Genomic DNA, 24,501 nt, shown 5'->3' with positions numbered 1-24,501 from the left:
GCTTAATGGCCGAAATTACAATATTAAAGTACCAAAGCAAAGCAGGCAACGGTTTATAACAAGAATGCCCGACTATGCCGGGCATTGAGCAAGCGTTTTAAAATAACATGCTAAAATTTGTAAGCAACGCGAAGCGCCAATTGATGTATAGTGCCATTTTTAGACCAAGCCTCGTATCTAAAACTTGTTTCAAACTTTTTGCTGAATGAATAACCTACACCTGGAGAGTAAGCAAAGAAACTGGTTACTCCATCCCTCACATCAAGAGCGACACCTATTTGCGCCTCAGCAAATAAGCCTGAACATATATAATATTTTGCACCTGCTTTGATTGGTACAAAATCCATTCCCGATTTATCTAAATTTTGCTGAAATATATCCCGGTAAAATAAACGTGTGAAACCAGCCGATGCAGTAACAAATAGCTTTTTTGCAACCGGATATTCATACTTGAGGGAGCCGCCGAGGCCATACTGACTTAAGTGGCGAACACCTCCAATAGGCAACACTGCTTCGACACCAATGTTGAAATGCCCTTTGTCAGGTTCTGTTTGTGCCAAAGCACTTACAGAAATACTTAAAAGGATCAAAAAGAGAATGTTTTTTTTCATATTAAAATTTGTTTAATAATTACCAATTGTCATTAGTTCAGCCTTAAACGATGCATGGCATAAAACATTATCAATCAGTTAAATATTTCTAATTAATTAACAACTTTTAACACAATAGCTATTTAATAATTCTAAACAATAAAGCTCCGCAGAGGCCATCTGCGAAGCTTTTTTATTATTAAGTATTGTTTTTTTAGAAAGCGTAACCAACAGATATGGTGAAAGCACGGGTTTTTAATGAACCGTTACCATCAGTATTAGCAATGTTGGTTAAACCTAAATCGTAACCAACATTTAGTAAGAAACCGTCTTCCAGTTTGTAGCCTGCTAAAGCGCCAACGCCAACGTTAACTCTTTTAAGGCCATTGTCGCCAAAATCAATATCTGCACTTCCATTAGCCTCACCTGCACCGCTTACTTTGTATTTAGCTGACAGGCCATAACCTAAAAATGGACCAGCACCTATGAAAAATTTACCGGTACCTGTAGGAGCACTGTAGATAGCGTTTACGGGTAATTGTAAATAATTAATAGTGGTTTTAGCTGAAGCATCACCTTCGGATTCTTTTGAACCTAATTGAGTGAATAACAAAGCTGGCTGAACCGAAAACGTTTCTGATACGGCAACATCAGCAAATAAACCTGCATGGAAAGAGGTTAATGTACCGGTTGACATGGATTCACCACCACCTGAAGCAGTAAGTTTTGACAGGTTTAAACCGCCTTTAATACCAAAAGAAACCGGTTTGCTTGTTTGTGCGAATGAGCTGAATGCAGCTCCTGTTAGTACTACTAACGCGAGTAATGTTTTTTTCATTGTAGTTGAATGTTTTAAAATTTAAGTTGTTTCTCGGAGTCAAAAGTAGGATTATTTTTAAATATCAAATCTGCCTGTTTCTTTATAAGCAACCCGGGCCGGCAAATTGATACTTTATGATAACCTTTATTTTTAACTCAGGAACATAGACATCGCTCAAGGCAAAAGGTTACATCCAACTACATAATAAAAATCCAACTCGTTAAAAATCAGCTACAAAATTTGAATTAGTTAGCTTGATAAATACATCTTCGAGTGAGGCTTGGCTGTTTTTCTCTTTCAGACTTTGTAAATTATCATTAGCTACAATTTTGCCTTTATTGATAATAATCACCTTATCGCACACGGCCTCAACCTCCTGCATAATATGCGTGGACAGAATAATGGTTTTGCTTTTACCCAAATCAGTGATCAATTGCCTGATGCCGATAAGTTGAAGAGGATCAAGGCCCGAGGTTGGCTCGTCCAAAATCAGGACTTTAGGGTTGTGCAATATAGCCTGCGCCAAGCCCACACGCTGGCGGTAACCTTTGGATAGTTGGCTGATCTTTTTATGCTGCTCAATACCTAACCCCGTTTGCTCAATTACCTCATTAATCCGTTTTTGCGGTGACGCTATTTTATGGATGCCGGCAATAAAACCCAGCGACTCCTTTATATACATATCCAGGTATAGCGGGTTATTTTCGGGCAGGTAGCCGATGTGCCGCCTAACTTCAAGCGATTGTTTGGCCACATCAAACCCGCAAACCTCGGCCGTGCCTGATGTTTGCGGTATAAACCCGGTAAGTATCTTCATGGTGGTTGATTTACCCGCGCCATTAGGCCCCAAAAAACCCAGCACGCCCCTACCAGCCGAAAACGAAATGCCATCAACCGCCTTCTGGCTGCCATAAACTTTGCTAAGTGCTGATACCCGTATACTCATGATGGCGGTAAAGATACGAGTTAAGGGGAAAGGAGAAAGGCTAAAGCTGAAAGAGGCATAATAGGTTAAAGGGGAAAGGTTAAAGCTAAAAGGTTAAAGGGGAAACTCACTCAATTCTTTTCTAAAGCAGAGGGATTAAAAAAGCACAAACCGCCAATAACCTGAATTTTCGGCATCAGTAATGCCCGGGGCAGCAGAAGCCTTGCCCAAGCACAACCTTTCACCGGGCAGGACGTAGCCGGCGATTTTTGTTTCTTTTGATCGCTCAAAAGAAATTGATGATAGGTAATGAAGATGCTTTTATGAACTATATTACGATGATCAAGGTTTCTGTTTTGTGGTAACGTCAGCCTGCTCTTGGGCGCAGGGCCCAGTCACTTTGTCTTAGACACAAAGTAACCAAAAGTCAAGGCAGAAAAAACCTTCAGCCGCACATGGCCATACTCCCGACCCGGTTTTCTGCCAGGCCAGCGTTCTTTAACTCGCCCGATTTATTCACGAAAAGAAAATATTGTTTTTAAGTACAATACGATCATAAACTAATCCTCCGGCCATTTAATTTTCGGATAGCAGGTGGATGCACTACCTTTCACAGAAAATTAAACAGCCGGCGACTTTTGCTTCTTTTGTTCGCACAAAAGAAGTTTAGGACAGCAAGTAAACTATTGAAACCATACCTTTTGCCTTTCACCTTAAATTGTATCTTTGCCGTGTTATGAGTAAAGCAACCGACGAACTTTTTAAGAACGTAATATCACATGCTAAGGAGTACGGTTTCGTATTCCAGTCGAGCGAAATATATGATGGCCTAAGCGCTGTTTATGACTATGGGCAAAATGGCTCGGAGTTAAAAAACAACATTAAAACTTACTGGTGGAAAGCCATGGTGCAAATGCACGAAAATATTGTAGGCATTGATGCCGCCATATTTATGCACCCCACCACCTGGAAAGCCAGCGGACACGTTGACGGTTTTAGCGACCCGATGATCGATAACAAGGATTCAAAGAAACGCTACCGTGCCGATCAGTTGCTGGAAGACCGTATTGCCAAATACGAAAATGAAGGCAAAACCGACAAGGCCGCTGCTTTACAAACCGCGATGGACGATGCCTTAAAAGCTGAAGATCTGCCCCGCCTTAAAGAGCTGATTATTGAGCAGGAAATTGCCTGCCCGGTAAGCGGCACCCGTAACTGGACGGACGTACGCCAATTCAACCTGATGTTCAGCACGCAAGTTGGCGCTATTGCTGATGAGTCGGACACGATATATTTACGCCCCGAAACCGCGCAGGGTATTTTTGTGAACTACCTTAACGTGCAGAAATCAGGCCGGATGAAGATACCTTTCGGTATCGCGCAAATTGGGAAGGCTTTCCGTAACGAGGTGATTGCGCGCCAGTTCATTATCCGGATGCGTGAGTTTGAGCAAATGGAGATGCAGTTTTTTGTTCGCCCCGGCACACAAAAAGAGTGGTTTAACCAATGGAAAGAGGCCCGCCTTAAATGGCACCTTGCCCTGGGTACGCCCGCCGAAAAATACCGTTACCATGAGCATACCAAATTAGCGCATTATGCTGATGCTGCTTATGATATTGAATACAATTTTCCGTTCGGTTTTAAAGAAGTGGAAGGCATACACAGCCGTACCGACTTTGACCTGAGCCAGCACCAAAAGTTCTCCGGCAAAAAAATGCAGTATTTTGACCCGGAGGTTGACCCTGAAACAGGCAAGCCTTTTGGTAACTATATCCCTTACGTTATTGAAACCTCAATAGGTTTGGACAGGATGTTCCTGCTTACGCTGATCAACGCCTACGAGGAAGAAGACCTGAGTACCGACGAGAAACAGGATAGCCGCACCGTATTGCGCCTGCCGCCTGTACTGGCACCGGTTAAGGCAGCTATTTTCCCGCTTACCAAAAAAGACGGCCTGCCTGAAAAAGCCCGTGAAATTATGGATACGCTGAAGTTGGATTTCAATGTTCAGTATGAAGAAAAAGACGCGATCGGCAAACGCTACCGCCGTCAGGATGCTATTGGTACACCATTCTGTATCACGGTTGACCACCAGACACTGGAAGACAACACTGTAACCATTCGCTACCGCGATACCATGCAACAGGAACGCGTAGCCGCCGATCAGTTAGAAAAGATCATCGGCGATATGGTGAGCTGGAAAACGGTACTGAAGTAGTTAACCCTCCTAAATCCTCCCCCAAGGGGAGGACTTTAATACTAAAGCGTCATTGCGAGGTACGAAGCAATCTCTTTAGACTTTCTGATGTGATTGGCTTGAAGAGATTGCTTCGTACCTCGCAATGACGGATACACTAAAACAGAGAAACGCCGGACAGTAAATTACTATCCGGCGTTTCTGTTTATAAAATGTTAGTATTTAAAACCCTAAACCTAAGCTAAATGCTTTATAGTTACCTGTAAGCGTTGCGCCTGCTGTTGCAGCGCCGGTAGTAAGGTTAATGCCGTAAACTTTGGTGTTGCCGCCAACATTTAATAATGCATAAGCGGTACCGCTGGTGCTGCCAATATCAAAGCCGTTGGTAGCAGTTGCGGTTACACCCAATGTTCCAACGCTAACCAACGTACCATTGTTCGGTGGATCTTGTTTATATAAAGTATTGTTTTGTGTGTCGATATCAAAAAGCACGGTTGACGTTGCACCTGCAAAGTTATTGGTATAAGCCGCGGCTGTAACTGACGGAGTGCCCGGAGATAACTGACCATCAACAAAAGCAACAGCGCCTGTTTCCGGGTGCAAACGCAGGTTTTGGCCGGTGTTACTCACCACGCGTATTCTGTCAACCGTAGGATTAAAATCAAACCCGAACTGTGTACCTGAAAGTAAGGTAGTAAACGGTGCAGTGCCCACCACTGTCGCTGCTCCAGATGATAAATTGATTGTATACAATCTGTTTGAACTTCCCAAAGCGTACAACTGTCCATTTACCGGACGAAAATCAATACCCAGAATATTCTCGCCACCTGCTATGCCTGAAATGGCTTTAGCAACCGGGCTCGGGTTCATCGGGTTAAATATTACCAGTTCGTTGGCTTCATTCACCGCGTAAGCAACCGGTTCGGTAGGTATGGCCAGGCCGGTAACCGCTCCCGCAAAATCATTTTGTATTTTGGTTGCTTTGCCTGTAGTTACATTAATACTATATAAACTTGTTTTACCACCCACGGTTAGTGCGGCCAAAGCGGCTTTACCATCCGGGCTGATATCAAAACCACCGGCTTGTTCAACGTTAATACCTAAGCTGCCTATTTCATTCAGCTTACCTTCATTTGGCGGGTCTTGCTTGTATAGCTTATCGTTAGCTACATCTATTACAAAAAGTTCTGTATTAGTTGCGCCCGCTTTATTTTGTGTATAGGCTGCGGCGGTTACATTTACATTGGCTGCACCATTAAGCACACCATCAGTAAAAGCGACGGCGCCAGTTTCAGGGTGCAGGCGCAGATTTTGCCCGCTTGAAGTAACCAGGCGAATCCTGTCAACCGTCGGGTTAAAATCAAACCCTACAGCGGCACCGTTTATACCTGGTGTAAACGCTGCTGCACCTATGGCACGCGCGGCACCGCTTTGCGTATTGATCACATAAATGCGGCTGGTACTACCCACGCCATAAAGTTCGCCGGTAGCAGGCCTGAAATCGATACCTAAAATAGTTTCGTTGTTTTGCAAACCGGTTATATTGGTTGTTTTGGTGGCTGATGATGCATTTTTAGCGTTAAAACTTATTAAGGTATTGTTTGATGTTAAGGCATATACTGCCATATCGGGGCCCGTTATTGAGCCCTCTACAGAATTATCAATATCGTTATCTTTTGAGCACGACGAAGTGATCAGTAAAATTGCGGCAGCACATACCGTGGCCACCCTTTGTAAAGAAAGGTTAAATGTTTTCATTTTTTTTGAAAGATAGATTATAAAAAATAGATGCAGTGCGGCACCTTGCCGCGGTTAAGAAGTTTAGCCGTTTATGCTGATGCCATCCGGAGGCGGTATGGCTATTTTTTGGTAATGCGTAGCTTTGTAATTGCCTTTATAAATAGTACAATGTTCAATGGACTTATCAAAAAGCATACTATTTACGGTATGATATAAGGGGCGGATGAATTCCTTTTCAGGTGAGGCGTTGCTTTCAGATTTTTTATCGCTATCGTCATCGGCATTTGAGGCAAGCTCTTTATCAGCCGAAGCAGATGCTATAAATGCGGGCGCTATCATCTTAAATCCTATTAAAAGGATGAAAAGTATGCCTGCGGCTATACGCAAATATGTTTTGCTATGGATTAATGCTGCTCTCACGTTAATGTTAACAACCGGTAGATCGTTACTTCAATTACGTGCAGTGTACAGCATCAGTTTTTAAGAAAATTCGATTAGAGCAGATGAGAGTAAGGATTTTTTAAAAACATAAATTTTTACCCTTACTTATTAGAAAGTCATTAGAAATGAGGCTGTTTTGGGTAACAGCCTCATTTTATTAAATTACTTCAGGCTCCTGCTGGCTCAGGCAATGGAAGCTGCCTAAACCCCAGATAATGTCAGTTGAATCGACACCCACTACTTTTCGATCCGGGAAGCATTGGGTCAATATATCCAATGCCTTATCGTCATTGGCGCAACGGTAGGTTGGCACTACTACGGCGGCATTGCCTATATAAAAATTAGCGTACGATGCCGGTAAACGCTGGTCGTCATAAATCACCGGGTCAGGCATGGGCAGTTCAACAATGTTTAACTGTTTGCCGTTGATGAGGCGCATGGTTTTAAGTGCTTGCAGGTTTTCCTGCAAAATATGATAGTTCTCGTCATTCTTATTCTCTTCAACAGCGGTAACTACGGTATCTTCGTTCACAAAACGGGTAATATCATCAATATGTCCGTCTGTATCATCACCAATAATACCATCGCCCAGCCAAAGCACCTGCTCAACGCCGTAATAGTTTTGCAGATAGCCCTCAATTTGCTGTTGGTTTAAATGCGGGTTACGGTTTTTATTAAGTAAACAAGCTGTGGTAGTAAGCACAGTGCCCTTACCATTAAAATCAACCGAGCCACCTTCCATTATAATACCCGGATGGTATACAGGAAGATCATAGTATTCGGCAATGCGGGTAGGTATAACATCATCCAGATCGTACGGAGGATACTTATCGCCCCAGGCATTGTAACCCCAGTCAACCACCACCTTTTGTTTGGTTTCAGGATTGATCAAAAACGCCGGACCATGATCTCGGCACCAGGCATCATTAGTAGGAAATTCAAAGAATTCGATCTTGCTCAAATCAGCATCCACCAAAGTAAGCTGCTGCTGCGCAAAGGCTTCCATCTCCTTATTTGCTACGTTGATGCGCACTATCTCCCCTACCGCTATCTCCTTAATGAATTCGCAGTAGCGGCGGTATATCATCTGTATCTTACCCGGCCATGAGGCCTCCTTGTGCGGCCAGCTAAGCCAGGTAGCCACATGCGGTGCCCATTCAGCGGGGAAGGAAAAGCCGGAGGCTTTTAAGTCGATAGTCGATAGTCGATAGTCCATAGTGTTATAATGTTTTTCTTAATGAAGATATCATTTTACAGAGTGATTGATATTCGTCATACAATCTGTCAAAATCATCCTTTGATATTAAATCTCTTTTCTTAGCAATAAACAAGCACGATACAACCTCAATAGCTGAGCGTAGCGCGTAACTTAAAAAGTTTTTAAACACGGCATTAGTCTGGCCTGTGCATCCTTCAGCAATATTGAGTACCACAGAATCAGCCGCCCGTTTAATTTGTGAGGTTAATATAAAAAGTTCTTCTTTAGGAAACCGTTTAGTTAAACTATCAATTTCCACAGTAAGGTCAAGCGCTCTTTGCCAAACCTGTAAACTCTCAAACTTAAACGGCATACTATGGTCTATTGACTATGGTCCATGGACTAATTAATCTTCGTCAATAAGCCTTTTCGTTATCGGCTGATAGGTTTCAATTCTCCTATCGCGCAGGAAAGGCCAGTGGCTGCGATAGTAGTCTGATTGATCAAGGTCGAGTTCATGCACCGTTACCTCTTCATCATGGTGTGATGCCTGATATATCAGTGCCCCAAACGGATTTGATACAAATGAGCCACCCCAAAACTTTAAGCCAGCTTCTTCTCCTACCCTGTTAACGCTAACTACGTGTACACCGTTGGCTACCGAGTGCGAACGCTGAATAGTTTGCCAGGCATTATATTGATCGGTATTGGTAGCTTCGTCCTGTGTGGATGCCCAGCCGATGGCAGTTGGATAGAACAATATTTCGGCACCCATTAACGCGGTGATACGGGCTGCTTCCGGGTACCACTGATCCCAGCAGATCAGCACACCTATTTTGGCATATTTTGTATTGAATACCTTGTAACCCAGGTCACCCGGCGTAAAGTAGAATTTTTCGTAAAAACCTGGGTCATCCGGAATATGCATTTTGCGATATTTACCCAAATAAGCGCCATCGGCATCAATAACTGCGGTAGTATTATGGTAAACACCTTGTGCACGTTTCTCGAAGAGTGAAGCAATAACCACCACGTTCAGTTCGGCGGCAACGGCCGAAATAGCCTCAGTTGATGGGCCGGGAATAGCCTCGGCCAGTTTAAAATTGTCGTAATCCTCTACATCACAAAAATACAGTGATGTAAAAAGCTCCTGTAAACAAACTATCTGGGCACCTTTGGCTGCTGCCTCACGCACTTTTAAAATAGCCTTATCCAGGTTCTGCTGCTTATCGGCAACACAACTCATTTGTACAATACCAACTTTAACTTTGCTCATCCCTTTAAATTTTCCGCAAAAATACTGTTTTAATATTAACCTGCACGTCAAAATTATAAGCCTGCTGCGTACCACTATCTGGAATACCGCAAACAAAATGTACTGATTTTATTAGCTTTGCAGTAATGACAAATACACCCGATGCCCCGGAGCCTAAAACCGGTAAACAAAAATTATGGGATGCCGTAAAGCTGATCTTAAAAATAGCCGTTACCTCCGCGCTGCTGTATTACGTTTTTAGCAAGGTACCTGTTGAAAAGGTAAAGTACCGCCTGCTGCACGCCAACTACTGGTGGATGGCCGTGGCTTTATTAACCTTTTTCGCGTCGATGGTGGTTTCGGCTTGGCGCTTGCTGAGCTTTTTTAAGTCGATAAACCTGCGGTTAGATCCGCGTTTTAATATGCGGTTATACATGCTCGGACTGTTTTATAATTTTTTGCTGCCCGGCGGCATAGGTGGCGATGGCTATAAAATATGGCTGCTGAATAAGCGCTACAAGCTACCGGCAAAAAAAATGTTCTGGGCTATATTGTTCGACAGGTTGAGCGGCCTGTGGGCTATCGGCTTTATTATTTGTACGCTTATCATCTTTATACCGCAGATAGATGTACACCTGGCCATACCGGGCGGTATATTTTTAGCTGGAACGGCTATTTATTATTTTGTGGCCTACAAGTTTTTCCGCGAATACACACGGTATTTTTTCCAGGCACATGGTAAAGCCGTATTGGTGCAGGGGTTACAGGTACTCTGTATTATATTTGTACTTTTAGGGCAAGATTTTGACGGCAAATTCGCGCCATACCTGCTATCATTCCTGGTATCAGCCCTGGCGGCGGTTGTACCTATCACCATAGGCGGTGCAGGCGCACGCGAAACCATTTTTACCCAACTATCAGGTATCTTTAATATGGATGTAGGCCTGGCTGTATTTTTAAGTATATCATTCTATATAATATCCCTATTGGTGGCGCTTACGGGCGTTTACTATGTAATACGCACCAGTCGTTTAGAAGAGGGCTTGCCCAGTATTGAAGAACACGACGAAGCAGAAGAAGCCAAACCAGCAACAAACTAACACCTCATCTACCATGAATATTGTTATAACCGGGGCCAGCAGCGGCGTAGGCTTTGAAGCTGTAATTGAACTCATTACATCAGGCAAGCACAAAGTGATGGCTATTGCCCGCTCGCAGGATAAACTACAGCGTTTGTTCGAGATATCGCGCAGCATAAACCCTGACTGTGTTTTGTACCCGATAGTATTTGACCTGGTTAGTGATGACCCTGCCGCGCTGTTGCAATTCATCGGCACACATATGGATAATAAGATTGATGCCTTGATCAACAATGCCGGGGTACTGATCAATAAACCTTTCAAGGAGCTGGAAGAAATTGATTTTGTAGATATGCTGCAAAGTAATTACCTGAGCCATGTGCGTATTACCCAAGCCTTATTAGGTGTGATGCCTACCGGAAGCCATATTGTAAATATAGGCAGTATGGGCGGTTACCAGGGCAGCGCCAAATTTGCCGGCCTTTCGGCTTATTCAGCAAGCAAGGCCGCATTGCATGTGTTTACTGAATGCCTGGCGCAGGAGCTTGCCGAACAGCAGATCAGCGTTAACTGCCTGGCCCTGGGCTCGGCACAAACCGAGATGCTGGAAAAGGCTTTTCCGGGCTATCAATCGCCGGTTATGGCTTTTGAAATGGGCAAGTACATCGCTGATTTCGCATTGACCGGCCATAAGTTTTTTAACGGGAAGATTTTACCGGTAGCGCTCACTACGCCGTGATTACAGGTTATTAAACTCCTGCCCTTCAGGGATTTTATACTTACGGCTGCCTAACAGCCCAAGGCTCATAATTACACTTGTTGACAGGATAACGATGAACAACAAGCCTGTATCAATTTGCGGTAGCTGGAGTTTTTGCGGCAGGTTATAAAATAGCAGCACGCTGATCAATCCGCGGGGAATTAAAACCAGTTCGGGCATCATATCGGTTTTTGAAACCAGCTTGATATAAAGAAAACGGATCAGGTATATCGAGATAATCACCAGCAAACCTAAAATCAACAAGCCTACATCATTAAGCTGATTAATGTTCATAGTGAAACCAAACAGCACAAAAAAGAAGGTGCGCATTAAAAAGGCACTCTCTGCTGATAGTTGCAGCAATTGCTTCAATTCATGGCCTAAGGTCGGGTACAAAAAATTTCGCCTGAACCATGGAAATTTGATCTGCCCGGCATTATTCAAAAATAATCCAAAGGCCAGCACTACGATCAATGCCGATAAATGGTAGGATTGCCCTACCGCGTACACCAGTATGATGATGGATATGATGAGGAAGAACTTAACGTGATGCTTGATGTTTTTAATGAGGTATAACAGCAGCAGGCACGATACTACCGCGAATACCAGGATCAGCAGCAACTCGCCCCCTAAACTTGTGAATGCCGTAAAGTTGAAATACTTGTTGCCCAGCATAAAGTTAAAAAACACGATGGTCAGGATATCCGAGAATGACGACTCATAGATGATAAACTCCTTTTTATCCTTAGGCAAGCCTGATGCTGAGGGTATGGCAATTGCCGAACTCACTACGCAAAAAGGTATCGCGTTAATAATGCAACGGTAAATACTTGCCCCGGTTATATAATGAAATATGGTGGTAATAATGGCGGTGGTACCCAGCAAAATGCACAATGCCGACAGGAAAGACCGTTTGATAACCTTATTTTTCTCCGGCGCGTACTTGAGTTCGAGCGCGCCTTCAAATACGATCAAAATTAAACCCAGTGTACCCAGGGCAGGCAGTATCTTGTTAAAATCGGGGGTTATCCAATTAAAATATATAACCACCTGCCTGATGCCCATCCCCAAAAAAAGCAGCAGCAGTACTGATGGCAGCTTGGTTTTTCCGGCTATCAGATCGAACAGGTACGAAAATATCACCAGTCCGCATAAAATTATCAAGGTAGTATATGTACTCAAAAGCCTGAATTTTATTAAATGTAAACAAACCAAACCGCATTGGGCACAAAATGTTCGGTGCGCTGAGGCATGGCAATGTAAGTTTTGTAACGATAACGCAAAAATTACCCCGCTAAACTACTGATGTTTTTAAAACTTTGTATGTTTGGCATTCCATCACCCTTATATATTATATATATCCAATGAAGCGTTTTTACCTGCTGACAGCCGCCCTGTTCATCGCAGCCGTTTTTACTGCTGCTACTAATGAGGATTTTTTATTAGCCGAAAACTTTTTTTTAAAAAAGGGCGATAAGCTGAGCGTGCGAATGTTTAAGGCCGACGTATCAACAACCGACGATGATTATGAAAGCCCCGAGGCAAAGGATGCCAAATTCGCTTTGTACGAGGGATCGAAAAAAATACCGCTAACCACCGTAGCTAATGATACGGTAGTTACCATAAAAGATTATGAAGTAGCCAATAGCGGCCTTGCCCTGTTGCAATTAAGCCAGGCTGCCACGCAGGAAATTGACCGCGAAACATTTTTAAAACACCTGGAAGCCGACGGCAACGAGGAATCTGTTAAGCAGGCCAAGAGCTTTCATACCATGAATGTGCGCGAAAAATACAACCGCTCCATGAAAACACTGGTTATGGTTGATAAGCCATCAGGCGGCGCGTATGAAAAATTGGTGGGCGATGAGTTTGAGATCGTACTGAAAACAAACCCTTACAAATTGAATTATGGCGATGATATAACCGCTGTGATCTATTTTCAAAATAAGCCGCTGGAATCAGCACCGTTAAAGTTGTATGTAAAAACACCGAAGGGCACCATCTACCCGGAAAACCTGTCATCAGATGCTAAAGGGCAGGTATTTTTTAAACTGAGCCGGGAAGGTATTTATATGCTGCGCGCAACACGTACCAATGTGGCGGCAACGGGCAAAGATGCCGATTTTGAAACCTGGTGGACATCATACACCTTTGCCTTTAGCAGCGCGAACGAACTGCCGAACACCTACAAGGAGTTTGGCTTCGGCAATAAGCACTAAGCTTTACTCCGGCAGCATATCCATATCAAACCTGGGTTTGATGAAATAGGTTAACTGTACCAAGCCGGTGTCGTAAGCCGCGCTGTCCAGTAGGTTTAGTTCCAGCCTTTCCGTAAGATCCTTAAATAAAGGCGTGCCCGAACCCAGTACCACCGGGTGTATAGATAAAACCAGTTCATTAACATAATTTATGCTGATGAGTTGCGAAAGCAGGTTGGCACCGCCAAACAGCCAGATATCTTTCCCTTCTGCATGGCGAATAGCATCAATCCGGTCAATATATCCCTGTGAACGGATGATCTCGGCATTGCCTTCGGCACTTGTTAGGGTATCTGAAAATATATACAGCATTTTATCCGGCCATGGGTTACCGTACTCCTGCAAAACCTCGTAACTTTTTCGGCCGATAAATACCGCATCTGTTTGGGCGGTAAATGCCTCCATGCTATAATCCTGATCGGTAAAGCACCAATCATATTCGCCGTTAGGCCCTTCAATAAAACCGTCCAGACTAACAGCTACGTTTAAAATAATTTTGCGCATGGGTGTATATTAGTTGAGGTCGCTCTTGTCCCGCTCCTGCCATTGCTTGCTGAATGATTTTTCGGCTACATGCGGCATATCGCGGTAGTGCCCCCAGCTTTTTTTGAACAGCAGTTTTATGAAACGGTTTTTTATACCGCCACCAAAAAAATCAACCAATTTACGGCTGAGGATACCTTTCTTCCAAAGCATCCACCCCCACTTTTCTATTTTGGTTACCTTTTCATCCCTAACCGCGTCGCGCCGGTTTAACAACAGCATTTTATGGATATCTATTTTAACCGGGCATACCTCGGTACACTTGCCGCAAAGGCTTGAGGCATAGCTCAGGTGCTTAAAATCCTCCATCCCCTTAGTATGCGGCGTAATTACCGAACCTATAGGGCCGCTGTAAGTGGTTTGATAGCTATGGCCGCCAATGTTTTTATATACCGGGCAGGCGTTTAAGCAAGCCCCGCAGCGTATACAATACAGGCCTTGCCGCTGATCCTTTTGCGCGAGCAGGTTGGTGCGGCCGTTGTCCAGCAATACAACATACATTTCCTCTGGGCCGTCCGTTTCATCGGGTTGGCGGGGGCCGCTTAGTATGGTGTTATATACGGTAAGATTTTGGCCGGTGCCGTGGGTAGCCAGCATAGGCCAAAACAGGTCAAGATCAACCAGCGACGGAATGATCTTCTCGATACCCACAACCGCTATATGTATTTTGGGGAATGAGGTGCTTAACCGGGCATTACCCTCGTTTTCGCTAAGGGCGATGCTCCCGCTATCGGCAATCAAAAAGTTACCGCCTGTTATGCCGGCATCGGCCTGTAAATATTTATCGCGCAGCAACTCGCGCGCCTTTTGGGTAAGCTGTTCGGGAGTGGCGTCAACGGGGGTACCAAAGTGCTTATTAAATAGCTGAGCAATATCCTCTTTGGAGAGGTGCATAGCCGGGGTAACAATATGATAAGGCGGCTGGCCAAGCAGTTGAACAATATATTCGCCCAGATCAGTCTCTAGGCTCTCGATCTGATTTTGCTCCAGAAACTCGTTCAGGTGGATCTCCTCCGTAACCATTGATTTTGATTTTACAATGGTTTTGGCACCTGCCTTTTGCAGTATGTTCAGTATCTCACGGTTGGCTTCTTCGGCATCATTAGCCCATATTACCTTGCCGCCCCTGCGCTGAAAGTTGGCCTCAAACTCCGGCAAGAGTTTATCAAGCGTTTCCATGGCCTTCCATTTTATTAAATGGCCCTTCTTTTTCGCTACATCTAGGTTAGCCAAGCGCGACAAGCCACGATCTACCGCGGCATCATACTTACCAATATTATAGTTTATTATATTACGATGGGCTGCATCAAACGCCTTATCCTCAGCAGCAATCAAAAATTCATCGGCAGTGTTACCCATAAAAGCTAAAGTAGTGTTTTTTATAAAAACGAAAAGGGATGAGTTTTAATCATCCCTTTTCAATTTATTAACAATGGCTGATAGCCCTATTAACTATTTTACACCCTGTTCTGTTTTAACATCAACTACAGGACGCTCGGCACGGTTGGCCAATTCCCAGGCAGTGTAGTAAACCAGGTGGCTGCGTTTTACCAGCAGCGGGAAGTTGATCTTGCTCACCTCGTCGCCCGGTTGGTGATAATCGGCATGTACGCCATTAAAGTAAAATATGATCGGCACGTTATAACGCGCGAAGTTATAATGATCTGAACGGTAGTAAAAACGGTTCGGATCATTCGGATCATCATACTTGTAATCCAGTTTCATTTGGGTATAAGTGTTGTTTGCTTCCTCGCCAATTTTATGCAGCGTGGTGCTTAACATGTTCGAACCAATTGAATAAACGTAGTTAGCTGAATCAGCTTTACCGGCATACTCTTCACCTACACGGCCTATCATATCAATATTCAGGTCGGCAATGGTGTTAGCCAGCGGGAATACAGGATGATCAGTATAATATTCAGAACCTAACAAACCTTTCTCTTCGCCCACATTTCCCAGGAACAGGATGCTGCGTTTAGGGCCTTTACCTGCTTTTTTAGCCATGCTGAACGCACGTGCCAATTCAAGCATACCGGTAGTACCTGAACCATCATCATCTGCACCGTTGTTTATTTTATCGGTTTTGGTGCTGCCTTCCGGCTCTATACCAATATGGTCATAGTGGGCAGAGATCACTAATACTTCATTTTTTAATTTAGCGTCTGATCCCGGCAGGTAGCCTAATACATCAACCGCTTTTACTGGTTTTTCTTCGGTGCTGTAGCTTACTTCAACAGGTGTTTTAACAACCTGTGTTTTTGCCGCGCCGGTAGAGTCGATCTCCGCTTTTAACTGCGTGTACGTTTTGCCTGTGCTTTTAAGTAGCTGGTTAGCTACGTCAGCCGTGATGTTAATTATCACCGGGCCATTAACCGCAGCTTGTGCAGCACCCTCTTTTTTGATAGTCATACGGGGCTCAAGGATGCTTGTACCGTAACGTTGCAGGTTTGTGGCAACCAGCGGACTAACTGAAAAAATCAGAGCCGGCTTTTTAGCTTGTAATGCAGTTAAACGTTTACCACGGCTAACACTCCACTGTGAGCGTGTAGCAGTACCGGTAATTAACGATACACCGTTTTTCATCGGCTCGCCATCGTTTACTACCAATATTACTTTACCGGCTATGTCCGTACCTTTGAGATCGTCATACTTTTCGTCGGTTATACCGTAACCTACAAATAAAATTTCGCTGGCTTTAACTGTGTTGGCCGGGGCCGGAGTTAGTGAATAAAAGTTTTTACCGTTGGTGAAGGTGGTACCTCCTATAACTATCGGGTTTACCTTGAATGAATTTTCGGTAAGGGGCACATCTAAAAAGTATGAACCTTTTACCGGCGCTTGCAGGCCTAACTTTTTAAACTCGTTGGCAATGTAATTCGCGGCTTTGTCGGCACCGGCTTTACCGGTTTCGCGGCCCTCATACTCGTCAGACGCGAGTATGGATAGGTGTTTGGTGGCATCCTCAACGGTAATGTATTTGGCAAACTTTACCGCGTTGGGGTCTTTTTGCGCATAGCTGCATGATGCTGCCGCCAAAGCTAAGAATAATAAGGGTACTCTTTTCATTAAAAATGGTCAGTTAAAAAAATTCGTAGTATAAAAAAATCCCGGCCTAACGCCAGGACTTATCATGAGGTTATCTATTAGCAGGAGATCTTATCCACACGGGTAGCGTGGCGGCCGCCTTCAAACTCAACAGTGAAAAATACGTTTACAATTTCGCGTGCTTCCTCAACGGTTACATGCCTTGCTGGTATACATAATACATTAGCGTTGTTATGGCTGCGGGCAGGCTCGGCTACTTCGGGTTTCCAGCACAATGCTGCGCGGATGCCTTGATGCTTGTTTGCCGTCATGGCTACGCCGTTGGCTGATCCGCAGATCAGGATGCCGTAATCGGCCTCACCTTTTTCAACCGCCGATGCCACCAGGTGGGCAAAGTCAGGATAATCAACAGATCCGGGGGCGTAAGTACCAAAGTCTTTCACTTCGATGCCTTCAATACCATCCAATAAAACTTCCTTTAATTCAAAGCCGGCATGATCTGCGCCTATAGCTATTTTAAGCCCTTGTTTCATGGGTTCTAAAATATCAATAATATTTTAAATGAGAAGTAACGTTGTTATGCTTTTACAGCTTCGTCGCGCTCGCGTTTAAGCCTGCGCCTTTCAACTGTACCGGCTACCAAAATACCAACCTCATATAACAGGAACAGCGGTATGGTAACCACCATCATGGTCAATATATCAGGTGTTGGGGTAATAACAGCCGCTACTATCAATATACCTACTATAGCATATCGCCGGCCCTGCTGCATATTTTTAGCAGAAAGTATACCTATGTTTGATAATACATAAACCAGTATAGGCAACTCAAATACAATACCCGTAGCCAGCGTGAGCGTTGATACCGACGACAGATAGGAATCAATAGTGAACGTATTTTCAATAACCTTACTTACCTGGTAACCCGCTAAAAAGGAGATAGACTCCGGAGTAACTACGTAGTAACCGAACAAAATACCCAGGATAAACAGCATGGAAGCGTAAAACACAAAGCCGCTGGCTGCCTTGCGCTCATTCTCGTGCAGAGCTGGCTTAACAAAGCGCCATATTTCAAACAAAAGGTACGGAAAGCCCAGGGTAATGCCGATAAGTAATGCCGAATTGATCTGCAAGGTAAACTGCCCTGCCATTTCGGTATTGATGATCTTACCGGGTATCTTATCTATACAAAAACCGGGGCGGTTAAGGTAATCACCCAGTTTACATAACATGCGATAGGTAAAAAATTGCGGGTCCATTGGCCCCATAATTACCGTATCAAAAACAAAATCGTAAAAAACAAAGGCCAGTATGGTAAACAAAACTATGGCTATTGACGCGCGGATCAAATGCCAGCGCAATGCCTCCAAATGGTCAAAGAATGACATTTCGGCTTCAATATTTTTGCCTTTATCCTTTATCGCCTTTATAAGTTTGTTATCGCTCATCTATGTAAATAAAATACCCCTGCTGTTACTAACAAGGGTATTTACGTTTTATTTTATCAGGATAGTTTTAATTATCGTTTATTTCGAAAGTTTCCATAAACTTGGTGGTAAAGTTACCGGCCCGGAAGTTAGGGTCTTTCAGTAATTTAAGATGGAATGGTATGGTTGTTTTGATACCTTCTATCACAAATTCGCTTAATGCACGCTCCATGGTGCTCAGGGCTTCATCGCGGGTTTGAGCCACGCAAATTACCTTGGCTATCATTGAATCGTAATTCGGCGGAATAGAATAGCCTGAATACACATGCGTATCAACCCGTACACCATGGCCACCTGGTGAGTGGAAATTAGTGATCTTTCCTGGTGATGGCCTGAAATTGTTATATGGGTCTTCGGCGTTAATACGGCACTCAATGGCGTGCATGGTTGGCTCGTAGTTTTTACCAGAGATAGGTATACCGGCCGCAACCTTGATCTGCTCTTTGATCAGATCAAAATTGATAACCTCTTCGGTAACCGGGTGCTCAACCTGGATACGGGTGTTCATCTCCATAAAGTAGAAGTTGCGGTTTTTGTCAACCAGAAACTCTATGGTGCCGGCACCTTCGTATCTAACGGCCTTTGCGCCTTTAACAGCGGCATCGCCCATTTTTTTACGCAGCTTTTCGGTCATGAACGGAGACGGAGATTCTTCAACCAGTTTCTGGTGACGGCGCTGTATAGAACAGTCACGTTCAGAAAGGTGAGAAACCTTACCGTATTGGTCGCCTACGATCTGTATCTCAATGTGGCGCGGATCTTCAACAAATTTTTCGAGGTAGATACCATCGTTACCGAAGGCAGCACCTGATTCGGCACGGGCTGAATCCCAGGCCGGTTCAAACTCTTCGTCGTTCCAAACCACACGCATACCACGGCCACCGCCACCGGCAGTTGCCTTTAATATTACGGGATAGCCTATTTTACGGGCAATAGCAATACCTTCTTTTACATTAGCTACCAAACCATCCGATCCCGGAATGGTAGGTACGCCTGCTTTTTTCATGGTTTCTTTAGCCGAAGCCTTATCGCCCATCGCGTTGATCTGGTCAGCAGTAGCACCAATAAATTTGATACCGTACTCGGCACAGATGGCTGAGAATTTAGCATTCTCTGACAAAAAGCCATAACCAGGGTGTATAGCATCGGCATTGGTTAATTCGGCAGCCGAAATGATGTTGGGTATATTTAAGTAGGAATCTCTGCTTGGGGGGGGGCCGATACATACGGCCTCATCAGCAAAACGTACGTGAAGGCTTTCGCGATCAGCAGTTGAATATACAGCTACCGTTTTTATGCCCATCTCCTTACAAGTACGGATAATGCGCAGGGCTATTTCGCCACGGTTTGCTATTAGTATTTTTTTAAACATAATTTTTATTTTAGGATGACACCGATCTATAAGGGCATGATCACACTGATTAATATTTGATGCCGGTTAGTCGCTTAAAATAAAACGGCCAAACATCGGTGAAATCACACCATAATCTGTGAAATCAAAAATCACTAAATAGGTTCAACCAAAAACAAAGGCTGATCGTACTCTACCGGTGATGAATTATCAACCAGTACTTTAACAATACGGCCTGAAACTTCAGACTCGATCTCGTTAAACAATTTCATAGCCTCGATGATACATACTACTGTACCGGCTTTTATTTCATCGCCAACGTTAGCAAACAACGGCTTATCAGGCCCTGCCGAACGGTAAAAAGTACCGATCATTGGTGATTTTATGGTAATATAGTTTGATGTGTCGGCAGCGGCGGTAACTGCTGCGGCCGCGGCGGCAACAGGCTCGGCAACGCTGGCAGCAGCAACCGGTATTGGTGCAGCCGCAACAGCCGGTTGGGCGGTTGGTATGGTTGCGTTAACTATGGTTGGCGCCTGGTTAGTTTTAATTGTAATCTTGAAATTCTCCTGCTCAATTGAAACTTCGTTTACGCCTGCTTTTGAAACAAAGCGGATCAGATCCTGTATTTGTTTAATATCCATATCGGGGTGTTAATAGGTTTTCTTTTGGATAAATTTATATTATCAAAATTATTTACGCCGTTGCGTAAATGCAAATATGCAGATATGCAGGCATTAATGCTTAACAAATCAGATAAAATAATGTTCGGCACTATTAACAGCCTTTGCGGACATTAACGGTACTTTTTACTTTTAGCCGATCAATAAGCCCATCTTAAATACGCCGAGCCCCAGGTAAAGCCACCGCCAAAGGCTGCCAAAATAATATTGTCGCCTTTTTTGAATTTGCTTTCCCACTCCCACAAACACAGCGGGATGGTAGCGTTGGTTGTATTTCCGTAACGGTCAATGTTAATCACTACTTTGTCCGCCGGTACACCGGTACGGCTTGCAGTGGCATCAATTATGCGTTTGTTGGCCTGGTGTGGTACCAGCCATGCAATATCATCAGCGGTAAGATTGTTGCGCTCCATTACTTCGGCAGCAACGTTGGCCATATTGGTAACCGCGAATTTAAACACTGCCTGCCCTTCCTGGTAAGCGTAGTGCTGGCGGGCATCAATGGTAGCATGTGTGGCAGGGCGTAATGAGCCGCCTGCTTTTTGGTGCAGGTAAGGTATACCCGCGCCATCACTTTTAAGTATAGAGTCGATCACGCCGTAGCCTTCATAATCCGGCTCAAGCAGGGCAGCGCCGCAGCCATCACCAAATAATATACAGGTAGCACGATCAGTATAATCAACCATAGCCGACATTTTATCGGCACCTACTACCAGTACTTTTTTATGCTTGCCCGATTCAATAAACTGGGCACCGGTGGTTAAACCGAACACAAAGCCGGAGCAGGCAGCCTGCAAATCCCAACCCCAGGCGTTTTTAGCGCCTATTTTATCAGCAAAAAGATTGGCTGTTGCCGGGAAAGGATAATCGGGCGTGGTGGTACAAAAAATGATCAGGTCAATTTCATCAGCGCCGATGCCGCGTTTTTCAAGCAGTTGCTTTACAGCCGGCACGGCGAGGTCTGATGTGGCTAAACCTTCACCTTTTAATATTCTGCGCTCTTTGATACCTGTACGTGAGGTTATCCACTCATCATTGGTATCAACCATGGTTTCAAGCTCCTTGTTGGTTAATACATAATCGGGTACATATCCGCCAACCGCTGTTATCGCAGCATGAATCTTGCTCATTTTATGTAAATAAATTTAATGAAATGCTTGCTTAATTTTTTCGATCAGGTTGCTTTCAACCATATTTTTTGAGAGGAGTATCATATTTTTTATGGCTACAGGGCTTGAGATACCGTGCCCTACAACAACCGGCGCGTTCAATCCTAAAATAGGGCTGCCACCAATCTGTTCGTAGTTAAACCGGTCAAAAAACTCGTCTTTAAACCCTTTTTTGAGCGTAATTACGTAGAAAGACTCGGCCAGTTTAAGGATAACATTACCGGTAAAACCATCGCAAACGGCAACATCAAATTTGTCTCCAAAAAGGTCGCGCCCCTCAATATTACCCGCAAAGTTAAACATGTTGGTATCCTTCATCACGGGGTAGGTTGCCTGGTAAAGCATGTTACCCTTCTCTTCCTCTTCACCAATATTCATCAGCGCCACACGCGGATTTTCAATGCCGTAAACACTTTCGGCAAGCAAACTTCCAAGTACGCCAAACTGCAACAGATTATCAGGCTTGCAATCGGCGTTGGCACCTACATCCAACAAAATACCCAAACCGCCTTTCAGTTTGGGTACAATGGATGTCATGGCCGGGCGTACAACACCCGGAATAGTTTTTACGCTAAACATGCCTCCTACCAGCATAGCACCTGTATTGCCTGCTGATGAGAAAGCCGCTATTTGTCCTTCCTTTAGCATTTTAAAACCAAGGCTAATGCTCGCGTTCGGCTTTTGCACAATGGCTTTAGTAGGATGCTCACCCATACCGATCACGTCGGTAGTGTGTACAAACTCAAAAAGGTCGGCACTGACGTTGTTTTGCTGCAAAATCTCCTTCGCCACATTTTCATCGCCGATAAGTACCAGCGTTTGTTCGGGCGATAGGGATTTACGGGCTTCAATAGCTCCTAAAACAGTTGCTTTAGGGGCGTAATCACCGCCCATAATATCTAAGCCAATCTTCATCAGATGTGAAAATTAAGCTTAAGCTACTGCTGTTTTCTCGATCAGTAATTTACCGTTGTAGTAAACGTTACCATCAACAGTGTAAGCTCTGTGTGGCAGGTGAACAGCGCCTGTAGTTTGGCAAGTTGTTAATGTTGGCGCTTCGGCTTTGTAATGCGTTCTGCGTTTATCTCTTCTTGATTTCGAGAGTTTTCTTTTTGGATTTGGCATAACTTCCTAAATAATTATTACTTAATGTTTTTGAGTGCGTCCCAACGTGGGTCAGGCGCCTCGTTCTTATCATCATCACTACCTGATAGCGCGTTAAGCTTATCAAGCATTTCTTTATTACATTTATCAGCGCTTCCGTCACCACTGCACGATGCTATAAAAGGCACGGCAACAGTAACATATTCATAGATCAAACCTGAAACATCGATCTCATGATCGTTTTTTCCCAGTGTCAGTATCTCATCATCCCCGCCTATCTCTTCCTCACTAAACTTGGCTATCTGCTGTTCGCGGACATGCAAAGGGTGCTGGTATTCGGTCAAACACCTGTCGCAGGTAAGCCCTATCCAACCATCAATCTCAAAGTTCAGGATCAACATGGTCTCCTGCTTATCAAGTTCAACATTGCATACAAGCTTCGCCTTTTTAACCAGTGAATATTCAAATTCCTCAAAAAAGGAATCCTCAACATCAAAGTCAAAACGATGCTTGCCCAGCTTTAAGCCGGAAAATGGTATCGAATATTTTTTGAGCGGTTTCAACGAGCAACAATTAGCCCGCAAATGTAGGGATTTTTCCCAAATCTGGAAAGTGTTTTTTTATTTATAGGCAGGCTATAAATCAGTGGTTAGTTAAATAGAGATTAATAGCCGCTATTTTAAGCTTATTCAGCTTAAATGCCATCTTCAAAACGGATCACTAATCACCATTCACCAATTAATCCCTATCCCTCGTCAGCTTATGATGCGTTAGCGGGTTTTCAGTAAGCTCAGCATTTTCGCGGCGGTTGCGGATGATGTGCAGCGCGGCAAACAACGCCTCACGGAACGAGCGCTCCGATGCCTGATTTTTTCCGGCAATATCATACGCCGTTCCATGGTCTGGCGAGGTACGTACAAAGTTAAGGCCGGCCGTAAAATTAACCCCGTCCTCAAAAGCGATCTGCTTAAAGGGGATCAAACCCTGATCGTGATACATGGCCAGTACGGCATCAAACTGCTTATAAGCACCGCTGGCAAAAAAACCATCGGCCGCGTAAGGACCAAATGCTAATATGCCGTTATCGCGCGCTTCCTGAATAGCAGGGGTAATTATCTGTTGCTCTTCATCCCCTATCAGTCCGTTATCGCTGGCATGCGGATTTAGGCCAAGCACAGCTATTTTGGGTTTACGCACCCAAAAATCGTTACGCAGGCTGGCATCCATCAGCTTTACTTTATTCAATATTTTTTGGGAGGTAAGGCTTGGCGATACCTGTGAAATAGGTATATGCCCAGTTACCACCCCTACCCTGATGTTATCACTTATTAAAAACATCAGCGAATCGGCCGCGTTATCACGCTGCTGCAAATACTCGGTATGCCCCGGAAAATGGAAGGTTTCGCTCTGAATGTTCTCTTTATTGATCGGCGCGGTAACTAACACGTCTATGTGGCCGGCCAGCAGATCATTGGTAGCACGCTCTAACGATATAAGCGCGTATTTACCGCCGGTGGCATTAATAACACCCGGCTCCAGCTTTACATCCTCCTCCCAGCAATTGATCATATTGGGTTTACGGTGCTGCGCCTGGGAGGCATCATTAATTACATTAAAAACAAACTCGCTGGCATTGCTTAAACGACGGTAAAACGAAGCCACTTTGGTATGGCCATACACTATAGGGGTACAATAATCATACACCTTACTTTCGGACAGGGTTTTGATAATTACCTCTAAACCAATACCATTAACATCTCCTATGCTGATACCTACTTTTATTTTACCGCTCATTATTATCTATGATTTTTAGCCGATGATAATTGCTGATCTCATCGATTTTTAATTGCTTGCTGA

At 44.2% G+C, this 24,501-nt stretch carries 25 protein-coding genes; 4 read left to right on the top strand and 21 right to left on the bottom strand.

Translation table 11 applies throughout. From position 1 onward, the window contains the following. Positions 1-110 precede the first annotated feature (110 nt). From AC3WJC_RS02120 to AC3WJC_RS02110, 3 genes are all read right to left on the bottom strand, one after another. Positions 111-611, bottom strand: a complete 501-nt coding sequence (locus tag AC3WJC_RS02120) for an outer membrane beta-barrel protein (protein WP_492397419.1) — start codon at positions 609-611, stop codon at positions 111-113. Positions 612-804: 193 nt separating this feature from the next. Then, the gene (locus AC3WJC_RS02115) at positions 805-1,428 is read right to left on the bottom strand and encodes a porin family protein (RefSeq protein WP_492397418.1); all 624 of its coding nucleotides are present in this window, start codon (positions 1,426-1,428) and stop codon (positions 805-807) included. A gap of 202 nt (positions 1,429-1,630) precedes the next feature. Further along, a complete protein-coding gene (locus AC3WJC_RS02110; RefSeq protein WP_492397417.1) occupies positions 1,631-2,356 on the bottom strand; it encodes an ATP-binding cassette domain-containing protein in 726 nt (241 codons plus the stop codon). Between the two features lie 715 nt (positions 2,357-3,071). On the opposite strand from AC3WJC_RS02110, the gene AC3WJC_RS02105 reads away from it, so the two are divergent. Beyond that, positions 3,072-4,553 (top strand): glycine--tRNA ligase, encoded by a 1,482-nt coding sequence (locus AC3WJC_RS02105; RefSeq protein ID WP_492397416.1) that lies wholly within the window; start codon positions 3,072-3,074, stop codon positions 4,551-4,553. A 201-nt stretch (positions 4,554-4,754) separates the two neighbouring features. Here the strand turns inward: AC3WJC_RS02105 and AC3WJC_RS02100 are convergent, their stop codons facing one another. The 5 genes from AC3WJC_RS02100 to AC3WJC_RS02080 form a co-directional block, all read right to left on the bottom strand. After that, on the bottom strand, positions 4,755-6,290 hold the full coding sequence (locus AC3WJC_RS02100; protein ID WP_492397415.1) for a DUF4394 domain-containing protein: 1,536 nt from the start codon (positions 6,288-6,290) through the stop codon (positions 4,755-4,757). A 63-nt stretch (positions 6,291-6,353) separates the two neighbouring features. After that, positions 6,354-6,692, bottom strand: a complete 339-nt coding sequence (locus AC3WJC_RS02095; protein ID WP_492397414.1) for a hypothetical protein — start codon at positions 6,690-6,692, stop codon at positions 6,354-6,356. Positions 6,693-6,870: 178 nt separating this feature from the next. After that, a complete protein-coding gene (locus tag AC3WJC_RS02090; RefSeq protein ID WP_492397413.1) occupies positions 6,871-7,929 on the bottom strand; it encodes an agmatine deiminase family protein in 1,059 nt (352 codons plus the stop codon). 4 nt (positions 7,930-7,933) lie between these two features. After that, entirely contained in the window at positions 7,934-8,284 is a 351-nt protein-coding gene (locus tag AC3WJC_RS02085; RefSeq protein WP_492397412.1) for a four helix bundle protein, read from the bottom strand. Between the two features lie 33 nt (positions 8,285-8,317). After that, positions 8,318-9,187, bottom strand: a complete 870-nt coding sequence (locus AC3WJC_RS02080) for a carbon-nitrogen hydrolase (RefSeq protein ID WP_492397411.1) — start codon at positions 9,185-9,187, stop codon at positions 8,318-8,320. Positions 9,188-9,312: 125 nt separating this feature from the next. Here AC3WJC_RS02080 and AC3WJC_RS02075 point away from each other — a divergent pair, with 125 nt between their 5' ends. Together AC3WJC_RS02075 and AC3WJC_RS02070 are read left to right on the top strand one after the other, a co-directional pair. Next, positions 9,313-10,266, top strand: coding sequence for a lysylphosphatidylglycerol synthase transmembrane domain-containing protein (locus AC3WJC_RS02075; protein WP_492397410.1), 954 nt, complete (start codon positions 9,313-9,315; stop codon positions 10,264-10,266). Between the two features lie 13 nt (positions 10,267-10,279). Beyond that, the gene (locus AC3WJC_RS02070; RefSeq protein ID WP_492397409.1) at positions 10,280-10,984 is read left to right on the top strand and encodes an SDR family NAD(P)-dependent oxidoreductase; all 705 of its coding nucleotides are present in this window, start codon (positions 10,280-10,282) and stop codon (positions 10,982-10,984) included. Here AC3WJC_RS02070 and AC3WJC_RS02065 read toward each other — a convergent pair whose 3' ends face one another. After that, positions 10,985-12,187 carry a cation:proton antiporter domain-containing protein gene (locus tag AC3WJC_RS02065; RefSeq protein WP_492397408.1) on the bottom strand — a complete coding sequence of 401 codons (1,203 nt, stop codon included), beginning with the start codon at positions 12,185-12,187 and terminating at the stop codon, positions 10,985-10,987. It abuts the gene before it with no gap. A 182-nt stretch (positions 12,188-12,369) separates the two neighbouring features. On the opposite strand from AC3WJC_RS02065, the gene AC3WJC_RS02060 reads away from it, so the two are divergent. After that, positions 12,370-13,224 carry a DUF4198 domain-containing protein gene (locus tag AC3WJC_RS02060; protein WP_492397407.1) on the top strand — a complete coding sequence of 285 codons (855 nt, stop codon included), beginning with the start codon at positions 12,370-12,372 and terminating at the stop codon, positions 13,222-13,224. A 3-nt stretch (positions 13,225-13,227) separates the two neighbouring features. Here the strand turns inward: AC3WJC_RS02060 and AC3WJC_RS02055 are convergent, their stop codons facing one another. From AC3WJC_RS02055 to pdxA, 12 genes are all read right to left on the bottom strand, one after another. After that, on the bottom strand, positions 13,228-13,767 hold the full coding sequence (locus AC3WJC_RS02055) for a dihydrofolate reductase family protein (protein WP_492397406.1): 540 nt from the start codon (positions 13,765-13,767) through the stop codon (positions 13,228-13,230). A gap of 9 nt (positions 13,768-13,776) precedes the next feature. After that, the gene (locus AC3WJC_RS02050; protein WP_492397405.1) at positions 13,777-15,165 is read right to left on the bottom strand and encodes a LutB/LldF family L-lactate oxidation iron-sulfur protein; all 1,389 of its coding nucleotides are present in this window, start codon (positions 15,163-15,165) and stop codon (positions 13,777-13,779) included. Positions 15,166-15,258: 93 nt separating this feature from the next. Next, positions 15,259-16,872 (bottom strand): M28 family peptidase, encoded by a 1,614-nt coding sequence (locus tag AC3WJC_RS02045; protein ID WP_492397404.1) that lies wholly within the window; start codon positions 16,870-16,872, stop codon positions 15,259-15,261. 77 nt (positions 16,873-16,949) lie between these two features. Continuing rightward, positions 16,950-17,384 (bottom strand): ribose 5-phosphate isomerase B, encoded by a 435-nt coding sequence (rpiB, locus tag AC3WJC_RS02040; RefSeq protein WP_492397403.1) that lies wholly within the window; start codon positions 17,382-17,384, stop codon positions 16,950-16,952. A gap of 44 nt (positions 17,385-17,428) precedes the next feature. Next, entirely contained in the window at positions 17,429-18,298 is an 870-nt protein-coding gene (tatC, locus tag AC3WJC_RS02035; protein ID WP_492397402.1) for a twin-arginine translocase subunit TatC, read from the bottom strand. 67 nt (positions 18,299-18,365) lie between these two features. Next, entirely contained in the window at positions 18,366-19,709 is a 1,344-nt protein-coding gene (gene accC, locus AC3WJC_RS02030; protein ID WP_492397401.1) for an acetyl-CoA carboxylase biotin carboxylase subunit, read from the bottom strand. A gap of 134 nt (positions 19,710-19,843) precedes the next feature. Continuing rightward, positions 19,844-20,332: an acetyl-CoA carboxylase biotin carboxyl carrier protein gene (accB, locus tag AC3WJC_RS02025; RefSeq protein ID WP_492397400.1), complete on the bottom strand. Its 489-nt coding sequence runs from the start codon at positions 20,330-20,332 to the stop codon at positions 19,844-19,846. A 179-nt stretch (positions 20,333-20,511) separates the two neighbouring features. Then, positions 20,512-21,501, bottom strand: a complete 990-nt coding sequence (locus AC3WJC_RS02020) for a beta-ketoacyl-ACP synthase III (protein WP_492397399.1) — start codon at positions 21,499-21,501, stop codon at positions 20,512-20,514. A gap of 15 nt (positions 21,502-21,516) precedes the next feature. Further along, on the bottom strand, positions 21,517-22,455 hold the full coding sequence (gene plsX, locus AC3WJC_RS02015; RefSeq protein ID WP_492397398.1) for a phosphate acyltransferase PlsX: 939 nt from the start codon (positions 22,453-22,455) through the stop codon (positions 21,517-21,519). A gap of 18 nt (positions 22,456-22,473) precedes the next feature. Continuing rightward, complete coding sequence (gene rpmF, locus AC3WJC_RS02010; protein WP_194102421.1) at positions 22,474-22,665, bottom strand: 50S ribosomal protein L32; 192 nt, start codon at positions 22,663-22,665, stop codon at positions 22,474-22,476. A gap of 17 nt (positions 22,666-22,682) precedes the next feature. Continuing rightward, a complete protein-coding gene (locus tag AC3WJC_RS02005; protein WP_492397397.1) occupies positions 22,683-23,207 on the bottom strand; it encodes a YceD family protein in 525 nt (174 codons plus the stop codon). A 175-nt stretch (positions 23,208-23,382) separates the two neighbouring features. After that, complete coding sequence (gene pdxA / locus AC3WJC_RS02000) at positions 23,383-24,438, bottom strand: 4-hydroxythreonine-4-phosphate dehydrogenase PdxA (RefSeq protein WP_492397396.1); 1,056 nt, start codon at positions 24,436-24,438, stop codon at positions 23,383-23,385. Between the last annotated feature and the right edge of the window lie 63 nt (positions 24,439-24,501).

It is taken from the genome of Mucilaginibacter sp. FW306-07-L, from assembly GCF_058782065.1.
The sequence above is the reverse complement of the archived record's forward strand: the minus strand, read 5'-3'. Positions and strand labels throughout refer to the sequence as shown.

Coding starts and splice junctions, on each gene's coding strand:
- AC3WJC_RS02100 (WP_492397415.1), bottom strand. CDS start 6,290: ATGAAAACATTTAACCTTTCTTTACAAAGGGTGGCCACGGTATGTGCT.
- AC3WJC_RS02115 (WP_492397418.1), bottom strand. CDS start 1,428: ATGAAAAAAACATTACTCGCGTTAGTAGTACTAACAGGAGCTGCATTC.
- AC3WJC_RS02050 (WP_492397405.1), bottom strand. CDS start 15,165: ATGGGTAACACTGCCGATGAATTTTTGATTGCTGCTGAGGATAAGGCG.
- AC3WJC_RS02080 (WP_492397411.1), bottom strand. CDS start 9,187: ATGAGCAAAGTTAAAGTTGGTATTGTACAAATGAGTTGTGTTGCCGAT.
- AC3WJC_RS02020 (WP_492397399.1), bottom strand. CDS start 21,501: ATGAGCAAGATTCATGCTGCGATAACAGCGGTTGGCGGATATGTACCC.
- rpmF (WP_194102421.1), bottom strand. CDS start 22,665: ATGCCAAATCCAAAAAGAAAACTCTCGAAATCAAGAAGAGATAAACGC.
- AC3WJC_RS02070 (WP_492397409.1), top strand. CDS start 10,280: ATGAATATTGTTATAACCGGGGCCAGCAGCGGCGTAGGCTTTGAAGCT.
- accB (WP_492397400.1), bottom strand. CDS start 20,332: ATGGATATTAAACAAATACAGGATCTGATCCGCTTTGTTTCAAAAGCA.
- AC3WJC_RS02060 (WP_492397407.1), top strand. CDS start 12,370: ATGAAGCGTTTTTACCTGCTGACAGCCGCCCTGTTCATCGCAGCCGTT.
- accC (WP_492397401.1), bottom strand. CDS start 19,709: ATGTTTAAAAAAATACTAATAGCAAACCGTGGCGAAATAGCCCTGCGC.
- AC3WJC_RS02105 (WP_492397416.1), top strand. CDS start 3,072: ATGAGTAAAGCAACCGACGAACTTTTTAAGAACGTAATATCACATGCT.
- pdxA (WP_492397396.1), bottom strand. CDS start 24,438: ATGAGCGGTAAAATAAAAGTAGGTATCAGCATAGGAGATGTTAATGGT.
- rpiB (WP_492397403.1), bottom strand. CDS start 17,384: ATGAAACAAGGGCTTAAAATAGCTATAGGCGCAGATCATGCCGGCTTT.
- AC3WJC_RS02120 (WP_492397419.1), bottom strand. CDS start 611: ATGAAAAAAAACATTCTCTTTTTGATCCTTTTAAGTATTTCTGTAAGT.
- AC3WJC_RS02045 (WP_492397404.1), bottom strand. CDS start 16,872: ATGAAAAGAGTACCCTTATTATTCTTAGCTTTGGCGGCAGCATCATGC.
- AC3WJC_RS02085 (WP_492397412.1), bottom strand. CDS start 8,284: ATGCCGTTTAAGTTTGAGAGTTTACAGGTTTGGCAAAGAGCGCTTGAC.
- plsX (WP_492397398.1), bottom strand. CDS start 22,455: ATGAAGATTGGCTTAGATATTATGGGCGGTGATTACGCCCCTAAAGCA.
- AC3WJC_RS02055 (WP_492397406.1), bottom strand. CDS start 13,767: ATGCGCAAAATTATTTTAAACGTAGCTGTTAGTCTGGACGGTTTTATT.
- tatC (WP_492397402.1), bottom strand. CDS start 18,298: ATGAGCGATAACAAACTTATAAAGGCGATAAAGGATAAAGGCAAAAAT.
- AC3WJC_RS02090 (WP_492397413.1), bottom strand. CDS start 7,929: ATGGACTATCGACTATCGACTATCGACTTAAAAGCCTCCGGCTTTTCC.
- AC3WJC_RS02075 (WP_492397410.1), top strand. CDS start 9,313: ATGACAAATACACCCGATGCCCCGGAGCCTAAAACCGGTAAACAAAAA.
- AC3WJC_RS02110 (WP_492397417.1), bottom strand. CDS start 2,356: ATGAGTATACGGGTATCAGCACTTAGCAAAGTTTATGGCAGCCAGAAG.